This window comes from Bacteroides sp., from assembly GCA_036351255.1.
GTDB lineage: Bacteria > Bacteroidota > Bacteroidia > Bacteroidales > UBA7960 > UBA7960.
In genome coordinates, this window is record JAZBOS010000022.1 from 1 (window position 1) to 2,136 (window position 2,136).

Here is a 2,136-nt window from a genome sequence, read left to right on the forward strand (position 1 = left end):
AAACTTTTCATTGAAATGCTTTAGCGTATAATTCTCTGTGGGATGCACCTGAACGGAAAGATTGCCACCGTCAAAAGTGTCGAGGAAGTCGAAACGTATGGGGAACTCTGTTCCAAACCTTTCAAAGGCATCTCCAAGCACATTAAGGCCTTCCCTGAACATAAGCATATCGAAGGAAACTTCCAGCAGCAGGCCGGCGCTTTCAAAGATGAGGCCGTTTTCTGGCACGATCAGTTCAAATGACCAGGCATAATTGGGAACATCCCGGTTAAGCCCATCAATATTCTGCAGACACCAGCTGCCACCCCAAACGCCTGGCTCAAACCAGGGACGTACCCTGAAAACACTCCGGCTCATTTCATGGAGCCCCTTACGTATGTCATCTCCGAAAGCCCAATTGACCTCACCCGGTCGCTGACCGTCGGCAATAACATCTATCCTGTCCAGGATTTCCTGTTTATGGCCATTAAGCACCACCCAGTCCACGAAGTAAAAGCGCTTATACATTTGCCCGTAATCGCCGGGCTCTTCCGCACCGAAATTGGTGGCTGAGCCTGCCCTGGCCCTGAATTGCAGCTCGTTCTTTGGCAGGTCGAAATAAACCAGCAAGCCCATCACCGGACTCAAAGCGGCTCCGGTACCATAAACAATATTCAGGTCAAAGGCTGCATCTGCCTTTATAGCATTCAATTTCTCAGCATCGAAAAAATCAGGAAGGCTAAGGGTGGTCCGGGTGCCAAACAAGGGGTCATCGCCACCTAGGAAAGGCATGATCATTGGGTCGATTTCATTCTCTGGCTTCTGGGCTAAAGAAGCACTGATCCAGTTTACACTTAAACCCATATCCCGAAAACACTTTTGCAGCAATGCCCTGATCTCTTCAAAAAACACGCCCTGGTATCCGTCAATGATAACAATCGGGTACTTTGCAATTTCCCTGGCAAGTGATTCGAAGCCGGTAAAGATCAATCCTTCGTCCAGGCGGTGCGCCGGGTAAATGTCGTACATACCGGGCTTAACCGCCGGCTTCCCGGCAGGCATCAGAAATTGTTTGGTTTTGCGTTTTGTCAGGCTTTGCATTTATTCTCCATTACGGAATGGTCAAAAAATGTTTCATGCTTTCGGCTTTTTCACAAGGGCAAAAAAGGAAAGAAACACTAAATAAATTGCACAGCCTGCAAAAACATACATACCGGCTGTAACGCTCAGCAGGTCCGACACCCGGCCCACCAGGGGAGGAATAAAGGCTCCGCCCGATACGGCCATGATCATAAGTCCTGAAATTTCATTGGCACGGGTCAGATAATTACCTGCTGTGATGGAGAAAATTAGTGGAAAAATATTGGATGCAGCCATCCCGATCAGGAACATCATGGTAATGGCCAAAACCGGACTTGGTGCCCAGATAAAAGCAAGCACCGTTGCCAGGGTAGCAAATGCAGAGAAGACAAGGAATTTGCCGGGGTGAAATTTCGTGAGCAACAGCGCCCCCAGGAAGGTCCCAAGCATTTTACCCAGGAAGTAAAGACTCCTGCCCTGCTTGGCAGGCTCAGGGTCCATCCCAAGTTTGTCCATCAGGAACTGCCCCGATGTGGAGTTGATGCCCACATCTATGCCTACCACGAAGAAGATTCCGAGCACCATAAGCAAAATATAGGGTGTCCCCAGCAGCTTGAACGCCGAACGGAATGAGGCCTTGCTTTCGGTGGAAGTTGTTTCGGTAATGGGTGTCAGATGCAGCCAGATCACCGAAAGGATGGAGAAAAGCCCGAACACCAGGAAAACCAGTTTCCAGTTGCCAAACTTGATGGCAAAGTATGATGCCACAAAGGGTGCCACCATCGAGCCAATGGCCTTGATGAACTGAGAAAAACTCAGGAAGCTTGAGCGCCGGTCAACCGGCACCACATCCATGATCAGCGGGTTTGCAGAAACCTGGATAATGGTATTGCCAATACCCAGGAAGACAAAACCGATGAGCAAGGTGGGGAAAGTGTAAATGAAGAACGGAAGCAGAAGCCCTGCCGCCGTGACCATCATGCCAATGTTCACCATGTTTCGCTTGCCGATGCGATCCTGCAAAACTCCGATGGAAACCGACAGTAAAAAGAACCAGACAAAAACCGCCAAAGGGAT

General features: G+C 49.4%; 2 protein-coding genes. Both read right to left on the reverse strand.

The window, feature by feature from the left end:
- A partial coding sequence (locus V2I46_02090) for a hypothetical protein (protein ID MEE4176278.1) occupies positions 1-1,041 on the reverse strand: 1,041 nt, incomplete at its 3' end.
- 72 nt (positions 1,042-1,113) lie between these two features.
- The coding region (locus tag V2I46_02095; GenBank protein ID MEE4176279.1) for an MFS transporter at positions 1,114-2,136 on the reverse strand (1,023 nt) is incomplete at its 5' end.